13 protein-coding genes and 1 pseudogene are annotated in these 14,678 nt (G+C 75.1%); 4 read left to right on the top strand and 10 right to left on the bottom strand.

What is annotated here, in order from left to right; translation table 11 throughout:
* Positions 1-359: pseudogene (locus ACZ1IK_RS09540) on the bottom strand (hypothetical protein); the annotation flags it as partial.
* Positions 360-606: 247 nt separating this feature from the next.
* Between ACZ1IK_RS09540 and trpB the strand changes: the two are divergent.
* Positions 607-1,908, top strand: a complete 1,302-nt coding sequence (gene trpB, locus ACZ1IK_RS09535; protein WP_218832400.1) for a tryptophan synthase subunit beta — start codon at positions 607-609, stop codon at positions 1,906-1,908.
* A 54-nt stretch (positions 1,909-1,962) separates the two neighbouring features.
* Positions 1,963-2,664, top strand: coding sequence for a ZIP family metal transporter (locus ACZ1IK_RS09530; RefSeq protein ID WP_036337122.1), 702 nt, complete (start codon positions 1,963-1,965; stop codon positions 2,662-2,664).
* A 30-nt stretch (positions 2,665-2,694) separates the two neighbouring features.
* On the opposite strand, the gene ACZ1IK_RS09525 is transcribed toward ACZ1IK_RS09530, so the two are convergent.
* From ACZ1IK_RS09525 to ACZ1IK_RS09515, 3 genes are all read right to left on the bottom strand, one after another.
* A complete protein-coding gene (locus ACZ1IK_RS09525; protein ID WP_036315591.1) occupies positions 2,695-3,615 on the bottom strand; it encodes a glucose 1-dehydrogenase in 921 nt (306 codons plus the stop codon).
* Between the two features lie 233 nt (positions 3,616-3,848).
* Positions 3,849-5,480 carry an amidohydrolase gene (locus ACZ1IK_RS09520; protein WP_063189474.1) on the bottom strand — a complete coding sequence of 544 codons (1,632 nt, stop codon included), beginning with the start codon at positions 5,478-5,480 and terminating at the stop codon, positions 3,849-3,851.
* A gap of 189 nt (positions 5,481-5,669) precedes the next feature.
* A complete protein-coding gene (locus ACZ1IK_RS09515; protein ID WP_020627041.1) occupies positions 5,670-6,848 on the bottom strand; it encodes a cystathionine gamma-lyase in 1,179 nt (392 codons plus the stop codon).
* A 61-nt stretch (positions 6,849-6,909) separates the two neighbouring features.
* Here ACZ1IK_RS09515 and ACZ1IK_RS09510 point away from each other — a divergent pair, with 61 nt between their 5' ends.
* Positions 6,910-8,658, top strand: a complete 1,749-nt coding sequence (locus ACZ1IK_RS09510) for an ABC-F family ATP-binding cassette domain-containing protein (protein WP_036315586.1) — start codon at positions 6,910-6,912, stop codon at positions 8,656-8,658.
* Positions 8,659-8,703: 45 nt separating this feature from the next.
* Here ACZ1IK_RS09510 and ACZ1IK_RS09505 read toward each other — a convergent pair whose 3' ends face one another.
* The gene (locus ACZ1IK_RS09505) at positions 8,704-9,153 is read right to left on the bottom strand and encodes an SRPBCC family protein (protein WP_020627043.1); all 450 of its coding nucleotides are present in this window, start codon (positions 9,151-9,153) and stop codon (positions 8,704-8,706) included.
* A 104-nt stretch (positions 9,154-9,257) separates the two neighbouring features.
* Here ACZ1IK_RS09505 and ACZ1IK_RS09500 point away from each other — a divergent pair, with 104 nt between their 5' ends.
* Positions 9,258-9,995: a Pr6Pr family membrane protein gene (locus tag ACZ1IK_RS09500; protein WP_020627044.1), complete on the top strand. Its 738-nt coding sequence runs from the start codon at positions 9,258-9,260 to the stop codon at positions 9,993-9,995.
* A 7-nt stretch (positions 9,996-10,002) separates the two neighbouring features.
* Here the strand turns inward: ACZ1IK_RS09500 and ACZ1IK_RS09495 are convergent, their stop codons facing one another.
* From ACZ1IK_RS09495 to ACZ1IK_RS09475, 5 genes are all read right to left on the bottom strand, one after another.
* Entirely contained in the window at positions 10,003-10,833 is an 831-nt protein-coding gene (locus tag ACZ1IK_RS09495) for an alpha/beta fold hydrolase (protein ID WP_020627045.1), read from the bottom strand.
* A gap of 188 nt (positions 10,834-11,021) precedes the next feature.
* Positions 11,022-11,549, bottom strand: a complete 528-nt coding sequence (locus tag ACZ1IK_RS09490; protein ID WP_020627046.1) for a hypothetical protein — start codon at positions 11,547-11,549, stop codon at positions 11,022-11,024.
* A gap of 11 nt (positions 11,550-11,560) precedes the next feature.
* Complete coding sequence (locus ACZ1IK_RS09485) at positions 11,561-12,151, bottom strand: DinB family protein (protein WP_010079843.1); 591 nt, start codon at positions 12,149-12,151, stop codon at positions 11,561-11,563.
* Between the two features lie 98 nt (positions 12,152-12,249).
* Positions 12,250-13,794: an alanine/glycine:cation symporter family protein gene (locus ACZ1IK_RS09480; protein ID WP_044659357.1), complete on the bottom strand. Its 1,545-nt coding sequence runs from the start codon at positions 13,792-13,794 to the stop codon at positions 12,250-12,252.
* 138 nt (positions 13,795-13,932) lie between these two features.
* Positions 13,933-14,637: a hypothetical protein gene (locus ACZ1IK_RS09475; RefSeq protein WP_044659358.1), complete on the bottom strand. Its 705-nt coding sequence runs from the start codon at positions 14,635-14,637 to the stop codon at positions 13,933-13,935.
* Between the last annotated feature and the right edge of the window lie 41 nt (positions 14,638-14,678).

Raw genomic sequence — 14,678 nt, 5'->3', positions numbered from 1 at the left:
GCGAAACCCTCCCCCGCCGCACCCGGGCTGGTGCGCTCCACGTCCAGGGCGAGCACGTCCCTGAGCAGCGCGGCCAGGCCCTGGCGCAGCGGGGAGGCGCCGGTGCGGCCGGACTGGAAGGCGACGCGGACGTCGCGGTCGCGCAGGCCGTGCGGCGCCGCCGTCACGGCGAGCAGGCCGGTGTGCTGCGCGGGCAGGCCGAGGGCGGCACGGGCCGCGTCGTCGGCGACGACGGCGACCACACCCGGCAGGCTTGGGGCCTCGGCGAGGAACGTCTCGTAGGACACACCGGGCATCGCGGCCAGCACAGCGGCGGCCTCGGCGGTCAGGGACTGGGTGTCGACGGTGGTGACGGTCATGGATCCAGGGTGAATCGCGATTCACTGAGATGGGGAGCCTCGTCCACATTATGAGATTTGTAGCCACATGGTGAGACTCACGCCTGCCCCGACGTGCAGTACGCTGGCCCCATGCAGATGCACGCGCAGCAGTGGTGGACCGCCTGAGGGCGGCCCCGGTCATGCGCATCTGACACGACGAGCCGCTCGCCTGCCGGGCGGCTCCGTCATGAGCGGCTCGGCGGGCCCCATCCCAGGAGGACCACCGATGACCCACCGCAACCCCGAGGACAACGCCCTGAGAGGCGCCGCCGAGCCCCGCACCCTCGCCGAGGCCTGCGACCTCGTCACCACCCCGGACCTGGACGTCTCCGCGGACGGCATGTTCGGCCAGTACGGCGGCGCCCACCTGCCCCCGCAGCTGGCCGGCCCCATGGCCGAGGTCGCCCGCGCCTACGCCGAGGCCCGCACCGACCCCGAGTTCTACGCCGAATACCGACGCCTGCTGCGCGACGCCGTCGGGCGCCCCTCCCCCCTGACCCCGCTGGGCCGCCTCTCCGACGAGCTCGGCGGCGCACGGATCGTGCTCAAGCGCGAGGACCTGAACCACACGGGCGCCCACAAGATCAACCACACGATCGGCGAGGCGCTGCTCGCCAAGCGCATGGGCAAGCGCAGCCTGATCGCGGAGACCGGCGCCGGCCAGCACGGCGTGGCCCTGGCGACGGCGGCCGCGATGGTCGGCCTCGACTGCGAGATCCACATGGGCGCGATCGACGTGGCCAAGCAGCACCCCAACGTGGTGCGCATGCGCCTGCTCGGCACGAAGGTGGTCTCGGTGGAGCGCGAGGGCCGCTCCCTGAAGGAGGCCGTGGACTCGGCGTTCGAGGTGTACGCGGCGGACCCGGAGAAGTACCTGTTCGCCATCGGCTCCGTGGTGGGCCCACACCCGTTCCCCACGATGATCCGCGACTTCCAGTCCGTGGTCGGCCGCGAGGCCCGCGCCCAGTTCCAGGAGCGGTTCGGGGCGCTGCCGAGCGCCGTCGTCGCCGCGGTGGGCGGCGGCTCCAACGCGATCGGCGCGTTCACCGCGTTCCTCGACGACGCCGACGTCGCGCTCGTGGGCGTCGAGCCCGGCGGCCGCTCCGCGACCAAGGGCGAGCACGCGATGACCATGACCCAGGGCCGCGACGGCGTCCTCCACGGCATGGCCACCCTCGTCCTCGCCGACGACGACGGCACCCCGGATCCCGTGCACTCGATCGCCTCGGGCCTGGACTACCCGGGCGTCGGTCCACAGCACGCCCACTTCGCGAGCGTCGGCCGCGTCCGGTACGTGGCCGAGGACGACGCGGCCGTGCTCGACGCGTTCCAGCGGCTCACGCGGCTCGAGGGCGTCATCCCCGCGCTCGAGTCCGCGCACGCCGTGGCGCACGCGATCCGCCTCGCCCCGCAGATGGGCCGGGACGCGCGGATCCTGGTCAACCTCTCCGGCCGCGGAGACAAGGACGTGGACTACGTGGCCGAGAAGCTCGGGCTCACGGGCGAGGCGGACGAGGTCGTGCGGTGAGCTGAGGCGGCGGCCCGGCGTCGCCCCCGGTCAGCGCGTAGCCTGGCTGCCGTGATGACCCTGATGTGGGGCGCGGTCGCCGCGTCCTCCCTGCTCGTGGGCGCCGTCCTGGCGACCCTGCGCCGCTGGCACATGGGCACGATCGGACTCGTGCTCGCCTTCGGCGCCGGCGCCCTGATCGCGTCCGTGTCCTTCGAGCTCGCGGAGGCGGGCGTGCAGGCGGCCGGACCTGCCGCCGTCGGCATCGGGTTGACGCTCGGCGCGGCCGCCTACTTCCTCGGCGACCGTGCGGTGGAGCGCTCCGCCGCGAGGTCCGGGGGCTCGTCCTCGGGTGCGGCGCTGACCGTGGGCGCGCTGCTGGACGGCATCCCGGAACAGCTCGTGCTGGGCATCGGGCTGGTCGCGGGCGAGGGCGTGTCCCTCGCGCTGCTCGTGGCGATCTTCATGTCCAACCTGCCCGAGTCCATCGCCGCCACGGCCGACTCCCTCGACGGCGGCAAGACGCGCCGCCACCTGCTGATCCAGTGGTCGCTCGTGGCGGTGGTCTGCGCCCTGGCGACGTGGGGCGGCGGGCTGATCGCCGACGTCGCCTCCCCTGCCCTGACCGGCGGCATCCAGGGCTTCGCGGCCGGCGCCCTGCTGGTCATGCTGATCGACACGATGATCCCCGAGGCCCGAGAGAAGGGCGGGGAGAAGGCCGGGCTGCTCACCGTGGTCGGCTTCGCGCTCGGCGCGTTCCTGTCCCTGGTGGTGTGACCGCCCAGGGACAGGAACGCCCGGCTCCGGTCACGGGGTGGGCATGCCGCCGGTCACCGGGATGGTCGCGCCCACCACATAGGAGGACTCCGGCGAGGCCAGGAACACGTACGCCGGGGCGAGCTCGGTGGGCTGCCCGGCGCGGCCCAGCGGAGTGGACTGGCCGAACTCCGGCAGGGCCTCCGGCTTCTGGCCGCCGGAGGGCTGCAGCGGGGTCCAGATCGGACCGGGCGCCACGGCGTTCACGCGGATGCCCTTCGGGGCCAGCTGCTGGCCCAGGGCCTTCGTGAAGGTGTTGATGGCGGCCTTGGTGGAGGCGTAGTCCACGAGCTGCGGCGGGGCCATGTAGGTCACCACGGACGTGGTGTTGATGATCGTGGAGCCCGGCTTCAGGTGCGGCAGGGCGGCCTTGACCAGGCGGAACTGGGCCAGGATGTTGACGTCGAAGGTGGCCTCGAGCTGCTCGTCGTCGATGTCCTCGATCGAGTCCTGCGCCACCTGCTTGCCGGCGTTGTTCACCAGCACGTCCAGCCCGCCGAGCTTCTCGACCGCCTGGGCCACGAGGTCGGCGCAGAACGTCTTGTCGCGGAGGTCGCCGGGGATCCCGGCGGCGGTGCGCCCCTCCGCCTGCAGGACCTCGAGGACGTGCTGGGCGTCCTTCTCCTCCTCGGGCAGGTAGGTGATCACGACGTCGGCGCCCTCGCGCGCGAACGCGATCGCGGTGGCCGCGCCGATGCCGGAGTCGCCGCCGGTGATGAGCGCCTTGCGGCCCTCGAGACGGCCGGTGCCGCGGTAGGACTTCTCACCCAGGTCGGCCTTCGGCGTCATCTCCGCGTCCAGGCCGGTGCCGGGCAACGACTGCTCCGGCGGGCTGATCACGGGGTAGCGCTTCGTGGGGTCCTGCAGGGTGAGCTGGTCGGTGGTGGTGGTGTTCGCGTCGTCGTGCGCCACGGGGTGCTCCTCATGGTCTCGGGGCGGCGCGCGGTCTGCGCGCCGTTCTCCGAGCGTAGGGAGCAGCCCCCCGGCAGAGCCACGGCTGACCGCCGGGTCACCGGACGTGCCCCACCCGCTCCCCTGGACGACGAGCCCTGCGATATGGCCCCTAAACCGGGCGGGTAGGGGCCATATCGCAGGGCTCGTCGCGGGGGGCGGGTGTCGCGGGGCGTCGGGGCCGGGGCCGGGCGTCACAGCCCGCCGTGCACGAACTCCCCTCCCACGGCGGTGGCGACGACGTCGATCGCCGCGATCTGATCGCTCGGCACCGCGCGCGGGTCCTCGCTGAGCACCGTGAAGTCCGCGAGCTGGCCCGCGACGAGCCGTCCCTTGCGGCCGCCCCAGCCGGTCGCCTCCGCGGAGCCGACCGTGTAGGCGTGCAGGGCCTCGGCCACCGTGAGCCGCTCCGCGTCCGGGCCGTACTGCTCGCCGGTCTCGGTGCGGCGCAGCACGAAGTCCTGGATGACCTCCAGCGGGCGGCCGCCGGCCACGGGACGGTCCGAGCTGCCGGGCAGCACCAGGCCCGCGCGCAGCAGCCGCCCGGCCGGGTACGAGAGCGCGGCCCGCTCCGGCCCGATCCGCTCCCGCACCGACCCGCCGAACGCGCTGATGAAGTTCGGCTGGGTGGCCATCACGACCTCCAGCTCGGCCATGCGGGCCACCTGATCGTCGCGGACCACCCCGCCGTGCTCCACGCGGTGCGGCATCACGGGCCGCCCGAACCGGCCCCGCGCCTCGGCGATCACGTCGAGGGCGAAGTCCAGGGCGGCGTCGCCGATCGCGTGCAGGGCCAGCGCCCAGCCGGCGGCCGCCGCACCGAGGCACGCTCGGCGCATCTCTCCCGCGTCCTGCTGTAGGTAGCCGCGGCCGTGGCCGTGGCCGCAGTAGTCCTCGGTCATCGCGGCGGTCTGTCCGAGCATCGACCCGTCCGTGAACACCTTCGCCGGCCCGATCTGCAGCCACTCGTCGCCCACGCCCGTGCGCACGCCGGCGTCGAGGGTGAGGTGCGTGCCGTCGTCGGGATGGCCGTCCACCGGGTGCAGCGCGTCCAGGGTGACCATCGTCTGGAAGCGGGTGCGCAGCAGCCCCGCGTCCCGGGCGCGCTGATACGCGCCGAACTCGAGCGGGCTGTGCCCGATCCACCCGCCGGCCACCCCCGCATCCGTCACCGAGGTGATGCCCTCGGCCGCGTACTCCTGCGAGGCCCGCGCCAGGCACGCGCCGATGTGCTCGTGGGACTCCGGCTGCAGCAGCCGGGTCACCAGGCTCATGGCGGTCTCCTCCAACAGGCCGGTGGGCCGGCCGGCGGCATCCGTGAGGATCCGCCCGCCCTCGGGCTGCTGCAGCACCTGCTCCCCCACACCGGCCAGGACCAGCACCGCCCCGGACACCGTGACGGCGTGGCCCGTGTTGTGGCGGATGAGCACCGGGCGCCCGGAGGCGGCGGCGTCGAGGTCGTCCCGGTCCGGCTGGGGGCCGGTGAGGTGGCCGGGGTCGAAGCCGGTGCACGTCACCCAGGCGCCGGGGTCGAGCTCGGCGGCGCGGGCGCGGACCCGGCGGTGGACCTCCTCCGCGGTGCGCGCGCCCTCGAGGTCCACGTCCAGCCGGGACTGGCCGAACCAGACGCTGTGCGCGTGGGCGTCGTTGAACCCGGCGAGGACGGTGCGCCCCCGCGCGTCGAGACGTTCGCGCGTCGCGAGGCCGTCCATCTCCTCGTCCACCCCGACGACGACGCCCCGCCACACCCCCAGCCGCGAGGCCGACGGGCGGGCGGGGTCGCCGGTGATGAGGCGGGCGTTCTCCACGATCAGGTCGAGCTGCATGGGGCGGGGCCTCCTGGGACGGGGCGGGCGGGCGAGGCGCGGGTGGGCGGCCTCGTCCGCGAGCGTAGCCGGGACGCGGGTCAGGGTGAGGTCTCGGCGGCGCTCACTTTCAGGGCCGAATACGACTCTCCCGGGCCCCAGAGCCCCCGGGAGAGTCGTATTCGGCCCACAAAGTGCGGAGGGCGCGGGTCAGGCGGTCGGCCCGCCGCCCGCGGCGGTCATCGCGCGTTCCAGGTCGGCCAGCAGCTCGGCGGTGGGCTCCACGCCCACGGACAGACGCACGAAACCGTCCGGGACGTCGTCGCCCCAGCGGGCGCGGCGCTCGGCCGCCGTGTGCGTGCCGCCGAAGCTGGTCTGCGGCACCACGTACTGCGCCGCGGCGATGAACCGCTCGGCCGCCGCCGCGTCCGCGAACCGCAGCCCGACGAGGCCGCCCGCCGCCGTCATCTGACGCGCCACGACCTCCGCGTCCGGGTGGTCCGCCAGCCCCGGGTAGACCACGGCGCGCACCGCCGGGTGGCCCGCGGCCAGCTCCGCGACCGCCTGCGCCGAGGCGCACATCCGGGCGAAGCGGACCTCGAGGGTCTCGAGACCGCGGTGGATGAGCCAGGCCTCGTGGGTGCCCAGGATCCCGCCGGCCAGGGTCCGCCAGCCGCGCACCCGCGCCATCACCTGCGGGTCCCGGCTGGCCACGTGCCCGCCGAGGGCGTCCGTGTGCCCGTTGACGGCCTTCGTGTCCGAGGCCACGACCACGTCCGCCCCCAGCTCCAGCGGGCGCTGCCCCAGGGGGGTCAGCAGCGTGTTGTCCACCACCACGAGGGCCCCCGCGCCGTCCCGGCGGCCGTTCGCGTGGGCGCGGGCGGCGACGTCCGCCAGGTCCGCCACGCGCAGCCCCGGGTTGGAGGGGGTCTCCACGAGCACCAGGTCGTAGCCGCTCAGGTCCGCATGGGCGAGCCCCTGGGTGGCGACCAGGTCCACGTGCACGCCTCGGGGCGTGAGGTGCTCGGCGGCGAGGGCGCGGGTGGGCCCGTAGCCGTCCGCGGGCAGGAGGGCGCGGTCCCCCGGGTGCAGCAGGGGCAGCAGGACGGCGGCGATCGCGGCCATGCCGGAGGGGACCACGGCGACGTCGGCGTCCTCCAGCGCGCCCAGGGCGGCCTCGAGCGCGGACCAGGTGGGCGTGGCCCAGCGCGCGTACTGGAAAGGCACGTCCGCGCCGGGGGCGGTGGGGGCGCCGTCCGGGTCCGCGCCGGGCAGGTGGAACGCGCTCGCGTGGACCAGCGGCGGGGAGATGGACTCCCCCGGGGCCATCCCGTGGGCGCGGTGGTGCAGGACGGTGCCGAAGGCGGGCGGCGGCGGGGCGGCGGACATGGCCCCGAGCGTAGTCCCGACCCCGGACGCGGCAGCGCGCCCCCTCCCTAGACTGGCGGACATGACCTCCGGCCCTCCCTCCCCCGCCCTGCCCGCCGGGCCCGCCGCCCACCTGCGCGGCGAGCACCTGACCGTCTCGCTCGGCGGGCACCGCGTGCTCACGGACGCCACGGTGCGGATCAACGCCGGCTCGCGGCTCGGGATCGTGGGTGAGAACGGGCGCGGCAAGACCACGCTGCTCCACGTGCTCACGGGCCGGATCACGCCCGACGTCGGCCGCGTGACGCGGGCGGGCACGCTCGCGTTCGTCCCGCAGGCGCTGCGGGCGCGGGCCGACGGGCGCTCCCGCACGGTGGGCGACCTGGTCCGCGACGCCCTCACGGGCCCGCACGCCGCACTCGAGGCCCTGGACGCCGCCGCGGCCGCCCTGGCCGAGGCCCCCGACGACGCCGGCGCCGGACACCGGTACTCCACCGCGCTGGAGCGGGCCCACCTCTACGACGCCTGGGACGCCGGCCGGCGCGTGGACATGGACCTCGAGGGGCTGCACGCGTGCACGGACCGCGAGCGCCCCCTCACATCGCTCTCGGTCGGCCAGCGCCACCGGGTGCGCCTGGCCGTCACCCTCGGCTCCCGGCCGGACCTGCTGCTGCTGGACGAGCCGACCAACCACCTGGACGACGTCGCCCTGGACTTCCTCACCCGCCGGCTGGTGGAGCACCCGGGCGGGGTCGCCGTCGTCAGCCACGACCGCGCCCTGCTGCGCGCCGTGTGCACCGACATCGTGGACCTGGATCCCAGCCAGGACGGGCGGCCGCGGCGGTACTCCGGCGGGTACGCCGGCTGGGCGAAGGGGCGCCGCCGCGCCCGGGCCGCCTGGGAGCAGGAGTACGCCGAGCAGAACGCCGAGCGCGAGCGGCTGGAGCTGGCCGTGGAGGACGCGCGGGAGCAGATGCAGGGCTCGTGGCGGCCCCCGAAGGGCACCGGCAAGCACCAGCGCTCGAGCCGGTCGGCGGGGATCGTGCAGATGTTCAACCGGCGCTTCGACGAGCTGGAGGCGCACCGGATCACCGTGCCCGAGCCGCCCCTGCGCCTGGACTGGCCGTTCGCGGACATGCCCGACGGCGACCCGCGGGACGGCGCGGACGCGGCGGCGGGCACGGCGGGCGGGCCGGGCACGGCGGGCGACGACGTCCTGCTCACCGCGGACGCCGTGCGCGTGGCCGGGCGGCTCGAGCAGCCGATGGGCGCGGCCCTCGTGCCGGGCGGCCGCGTGCTGGTGACGGGCCCGAACGGGGCCGGGAAGTCCACGCTGCTGCGCGTGCTCGCCGGGGACCTGGAGCCCACGAGCGGCTTGGTGACCGTGGGCGCCGACGTGCGCGTGCGCCTCGTGGCGCAGGAGACCCCCGCGTGGGACGAGGAGCGCACCGCCGCCGCCGTGTTCGAGGAGCACGTGCGCCGCGTCGGCGCGGACGAGGCCGGCGTCGACGACCTGGGCCGTCCCCTGCCGGCCCCCACGCTGCCCTCGCTCGGGCTGCTCACCGCCGAGGCCGCGGACACCCCGGTCGGACGCCTGTCCCAGGGGCAGCAGGCCCGTCTGCACCTGGCGATGGTGCTCATCGAGCGCCCCCACGTGCTGCTGCTGGACGAGCCGACGAACCACCTCTCCCCCGCGCTCGTGGACGAGATGACCGAGGCCCTGCAGGTCACGGAGCAGGCCGTCGTCGTGGTGACCCACGACCGGCAGATGCTCGCCGACCTCGCCGACTGGCCGCGCGTCGAGCTGCGGACCGACGCCGCGGCGGTGTGAGGCGGGCGGGGCCCCTGGCCACAGGCCCGGCCCGGCGGTCCGCCCTCAGAGGTGCGCCCGGCACAGCCGCCGCAGCGCCACGCGGGCCGGCAGTCGGTAGGCCAGGGCGACGACGGCGGGCCCGTGGACCGTCAGCCCCGCCCGGGTGCCGCGGGGGGTGGCGGTGAGGTCGTGCGTCATGGAGACCGCCGTCCCGGCCACCCGCACCGTCCACCGCCAGGTGCGGGCGTCATCGTCGACCTCCTCGACCACGAACGGGACGCGCAGCCCCAGGGGCGCGTGGACCACGCCGCGAAGCCCGGCCCGCAGCCGGCGCCGTGGCGCCTCCACGGCGCGGATCTGCGGAGCCCACCGCGGCCACAGGCGCAGGTCGGCGTAGCGGGCCCAGGCCACGTCCACGGCGGCGGGCCCGGTCGTCGTCACGCGGCGGAACTGTCGGGGGCGGCGCGCGCGCCTCGCGCCGGCGGGGGTGCGGGTCCAGGGGGTCCGGATCATGGTGCCGAGCGTAGGGTCCGGACCGCCGGCCGGGACACGCCCGCCGGCCCGAGCGGCTCGGCCAGTGCACCGGGGGCGGCGTCGCGCTCCGGCAGGATGGGCGCATGACCCTCCCCACCCCCTCCGGCCGCTGGACGACGACGGCGCGGCCTGCCTTCGCCGTCGCCGCGGCCCTGTCCCTGGGCGGCAACCTGCTCTCACTGTGGATCGGCTCGTGGAAGTCCTCGGACCTGCCGGCCGACGCGGGCTACGCGGGCGTGCTCGAGGGCGGCTGGGAGCACATGCTCAACCAGCCCACGTACTTCACGTTCCTCTCGAACTTCCTGGTGGGGCTGACGTCCCTGCTGCTGGCGCTGCGCCTGCACCGGCCGGGCACGCTGTTCCGGGTGCTGCGGGTGACGGGGGTGGTGTGCATCGTGATCACGGGCGTGGTGTTCAACGTGCTGCTGCGGGACGCCGACCCGATGACCGCCGTCGAGCGGTTCAACGACACCCTGCAGCACATCGTCACGCCGATCCTCACCCCGGTGCTGTGGGCGGTCTTCGGGCCGCGGCGGCAGATCACGTGGCGGGTGGTGTGGTTGTCCACGCTCATCCCGCTCGCCTGGCTGGCGTTCACGCTGCTGCGCGGGCCGTGGCTGGACTGGTACCCGTACACGATCCTGGACGTCCCGCGGCTGGGCTACGACGGCGTCGCCGTCTACGTGGTGGCGATCCTCGTGTTCTTCGTGGCGGTCGCCGCCCTGCTGCGGGTGGCCGACGGCCTGCTGGCGCGGGCCGGCGTCGGGGTGGGGGCGGGCGCCGAGGCGGAGGCCCGGGTGGAGGCCCGTCCCTCCCCCTGACCCCGCCTCAGTCCGACGCCGCGCGGCCCACCTGCACCGCCCACGCGCGGACGAGCGCCTCGGCGACCTCCGGCTGGTCCAGGTGCACGTTGTGGCCGGCGGCGTCGAGCGCCGCGTAGGTGGCGCGCGGGTAATGCTCCAGGAGCGCGGCCTGGTCCCGGTAGCCGACGAGGTGGTCCTCCCGGCCGGTGAGGATCAGGGCGGGCCCCTCGAACGGCGGCGCGGCCTCCTCCGGCACGGCGTCCAGGACGTAGCGCGCGGACAGGCGCTTCAGCGCCTCCTCGTCCACGGCGCGGACGCCCGGCAGCGCGTGCTCGCGGAACCGCTCCCACGTGTCCCGCGTCAGCCGCGGGGACATCTCGAGGAACGGGGCGGCGTCGTCGGGGTCGAGGGTAGACATGAAGGCGTCGTCGCGCTCGCGCACCACCAGGTCGGTGCGGGTGCGCCGGTCCTCGTCCGGGTCGACGACGGGCGCGAGCAGCCCCAGCCCCAACACCTGCGCGCCGAACTCGGCCGCCACGTGCCGGGCGAGCAGGCCGCCGAGGGAGTTGCCGAGCACCGCGAACGGCCGCTCGCCGACCTCCGCGCGGATCCAGTCCACGAGCCAGGCGGCGAGCTCGGGGAGGCCGCCGTCGTCCTGGAGGGCCGAGGTCCGGCCGAAGCCCGGCAGGTCCACGTAGATCCGCTCGACCTCCCCGGCCTCGGCGAGGGCGTCGTCGAGCGGCAGCAGCAGCCGGTGGTCCACGCTGTTGCCGTGCACCGCGATCAGCGGGACGCCGGAGCCGCGGCGGACGACGTGGGGGTTCTCGGGGGTGTGCTCGGATGTGTGCTCGGTCATGGGTCCGAGCGTAGGGCTGAGCGCGCGGTGCCGCCCTCTCCCCGCCGCCCTCTCCTCGCCACCCTCTCCCCGCTGCCCCCTCCCCACCGCTTTGCGGGCCGAATGCGACGCTCCCGTGCCCGATTCAGGGGCTCATCCGTCGGATTCGGCCCACAAAGTGCTCGGCCGGGCCGCCCGGTGCCGGCCGGTCACCAGAGCAGCTGGTCCCCGCGGATCTGCGTCTGGAGTCCGTCGATGCGCCCGAGCACGGAGACCTGCAGCAGGGCCGGCCAGGCGTGCACCACGAGCCCCAGGGCCACCGCGACCACGCCCCAGACCAAATGCCCGACGGCCGCCAGCGCCACGCCCGCCACCGCGTGCAGACCCGCGGAGGCGGCGTGGCTGACGAGGGAGCCCACGGCGGCGGTGCGGATGCGCCGCAGGTCGGCCCGGCCGGTGATGCGGCGGCTGATGGCCGCGTTCCAGCCGACGGCGCCCAGCTGCCGGGAGAGCCAGTCGGTGCGGACCCGGCGGGCGAGATCGCGCCAGCGCGTGTCCCGCCTCCACGGCCGGTCCACGAGCTGCCGCGAGGGCTCCCCGTAGAACGGGCCGAACCCGAAGGTCCCCACCGTGAGCACGCCGACGAACAGCCCCGGCGCCGTCGGCGCCATCAGCACGAAGGCGGACATCAGGGCGGCGACGGTGAGGGCCAGACCGGCGAGCGAGCGGGGAGTCATCACCGCGGACGCTAGCGCACCGGGCCCGCACCCCGGGCGATCCCCTCGAGCCGCCGCACGTGCGCGGCCCACCGCTCGGCGTCCCAGCCGGGCAGGTTGTCCCCGGGGCCGCGCAGGCCGGCCTGCCCGTCGATCCCCTCGCGCAGGATGTCGGCGTGGCCGGCATGGCGGGCCGCGTCGAGGGCCACGTGGGAGAGGATCTGCGCCAGAGTCACCTCGGCCAGGTGCGCGGGCCACCAGGGGACCCGCCCCCGCGCGTCGAGGACGAGGGCCTCGATGGTCGCGTCCGCGTGCGCGAAGCATCGCCGCGCGTAGTCGAGGACGTCCTCGAGGGTCTCGTCCTCGGCGGCGAACAGGTCCGCGCCGTCCTCCTCGCCCACCCCCGGCGCGTCCCAGGGCAGGGGGATGCCGGCGGGGCGGCCGAAGACCTCGCCGAAGTACTCGAGCTCGCACGTGGCCGCGTGCTTGAGCAGGCCCAGCAGGTTGGTGCCGGTGGGGGTGCGGGGCAGGCGGACCTCCCGCTCGGGCAGGCCGTCCAGCTTCGCGAAGAGGGCGTCGCGCTGCCGGCGCAGCCCCTGATGGAGGATCTCCTTGTGGTCCATGGGGTGAGCCTGCCGGGATTCAGGCCGCGCGGACGGCCCTGGCCCGTGGCCCGACGTCGTCGCGGACGTCCGGCGCCCCGGGCCGCCGTCGTCGGTCCTCAGCCCTCCCGGCGCGGGACCACGGTGATGGCCCGGGTGTCCGGGGCGGTGTCCGCGACGTGGTCCATGGCCTCGTCCACGTCCCCGGTGCGCTCGTAGGCCGCGTGGATCTGCTCCCACAGGCGGGCGTTGCGGACGCCGATCGCCGCCGGATCCAGCACGGGGTCCTGGCCCGCTCGGCGCTGGCGGTCGTAGTCCTTGAACAGCCGGATGGCCACGGGGCTCAGCAGGATGAGTGCCACGATGTTCACCCACGTGTAGAGGCCGACGCCGAAGTCGGCGAACGCCCACACGAGGGCCGAGCTCTGCACGGACCCGAACACCATGGAGCCGGCCAGCATCAGCCGGGCGATCGCGATGACCGCGCGCTGCGCCGTCTTGTTCGGGATGAGGTAGGCGACATTCGTCTCCGCGTAGAACGCGAAGGAGAGCAGGGTGGTGAAGGAGAAGAGGAAGACGGCAATCGCCACGAAGGACGGGCCGAAGGCGGGCAGTGCCTCGTCGATGGCGATCTGGACCCACGCCGGGCCCTCCTCGACGCCGGGCACGTGCTCCGCGAGCAGACTCTCCCCGTCCGGGCCCAGCACGTTGAAGCTGTTCGTGGCGAGGATCATCAGGCCGGTCATGGTGCAGACGAACAGGGTGTCCACGTAGGCGGAGAACGCCTGGGCCAGGCCCTGCTTCACGGGGTGGGAGACGTGGGCGGCCGCCGAGGCCTGGGCGCCCGAACCGGTGCCGATCTCGGTGGAGTACACGGCACGGCGCACGCCCCACGCGACGGCGGCACCGAGGATGCCGCCGTAGACCGAGTCCAGGCCCAGCGCGCTGGAGAAGATCAGCCCGAACATCGCGGGGACCTGCTGCCACATGAGCCCGACGACGAGCAGCCCCACCAGGATGTACGCGCCGGCCATGAACGGGACCACGAGGCCCACCGTGCGGCCCAGGCGGTGCATGCCGCCGAACACGATCACGCAGAACAGCACGGCCATCCCGAGACCCACCCACAGCGGATCCCAACCCCATGCCTCGGTCGTGGCGGCGGTGACGGCGTTGGCCTGGATCTGCGGGCCGGTGAAGACCGTCGCGAACACGGTGGCCGCGGCGTACGCGACCGCCAGCCACCGCCAGTTCCGGCCGAGCCCCTCGAGGATGTAGTACGCGGGCCCGCCGCGGTACTCGCCGCGGACCTTGTGCTTGTAGAGCTGCGCCAGCGAGCTCTCCACGAGCGCCACGGGGGCGCCGAGGATCGCCGTCACCCACATCCAGAACAGCGCGCCCGGGCCGCCCAGGTAGATCGCGGCCGCGACGCCCGCGATGTTGCCGACCCCGATGCGCCCGCCCAGGGCCATGGCGAACGACTGGAACGAGCTGATCCCCGCCGACGACGATCCTCCCCTGACCAGCTGGCCCACCATGTCCTTGAGCAGCCGCACCTGGGGAGCCGCCATGCGGATCGTGAAGTACAGGCCCAGGGCGAGGAGCCCGACGACCATGGGCAGGCTCCACATGATCGAGTTGGCGGCGGTGACGAACTGCTCCATGGTCACTTCCCAGGTCGCGGACAGGATCCGTGCACTCCATCACATTCGGGCCACCCCGGGCACCCCTGAGCCCCCGGGGGTCCGCGCGGGACCGGCAGGGTCGGCCGGCCAGACACGCCGTGCCGCCCCCGCACCGGCTCACCCCTGCCCCGCTCCCGCCTCCTCCCGCACTGTCACCGCCAGCTCGATGTGTCCGGCCTCCGGGTCCGCGAGGATCTGGCGGATCTCCGGCGCGGCACCGGCGTCCTCCATGTCGAACGCGTCCATGAGCCCCAGCAGATCCGGATGGGGCAGCGCGCCGCCGGGGGCGTCGTCGAGCAGGTCGACCTCGCCCGTGTCGGCCCGCACGTCCACGTACCGCTCCACGCGGCGCGGCAGCGTCCCGGCCACCACCTCGTGCCCGTCGACCCTGAGACCCGCGGGAGCCGGGCCGCTCAGCGGGACGGCCAGGACGGTCTCCACGACGTCGGCGGCGCCCGGCACCGGACGCAGCGCCGTCCACAGCGGCCCGGCGGGTGCCGACCCCGCCTCCGCGAGTGCCTGGAACAGCGTCGCGAAGGCGGCGTTCGCGCGCTCGGTGGTCGACTCCTCACCGGCCTCGTCCAGGGCCACCCGCTGCACGACGCCGGCCCACGGCGTCGGCCCGACCGTGCGCTCCGCCACGGGGCCGGGACGGGCGGGGCCGCCGTCGTCGTCGGGATCCGGGGCCGCGTAGACACCGGCGACCGCGAGCGCGAGCGCGCGGTCCTCGAGGTCGCGGCGGCGTCGCAGCTCGGCCGCGTGCGCCTTCGCGCTCAGTCCGGTGGCGAGGGCGAACTCGCCGACGGTCATCAGGGGGCTCATGGGGCGACCTCTCTCTCAGGTGATCCCAGCGTGGGCGTTCC

This window comes from Micrococcus sp. CS26, assembly GCF_055522295.1.
The sequence above is the reverse complement of the archived record's forward strand: the minus strand, read 5'-3'. Positions and strand labels throughout refer to the sequence as shown.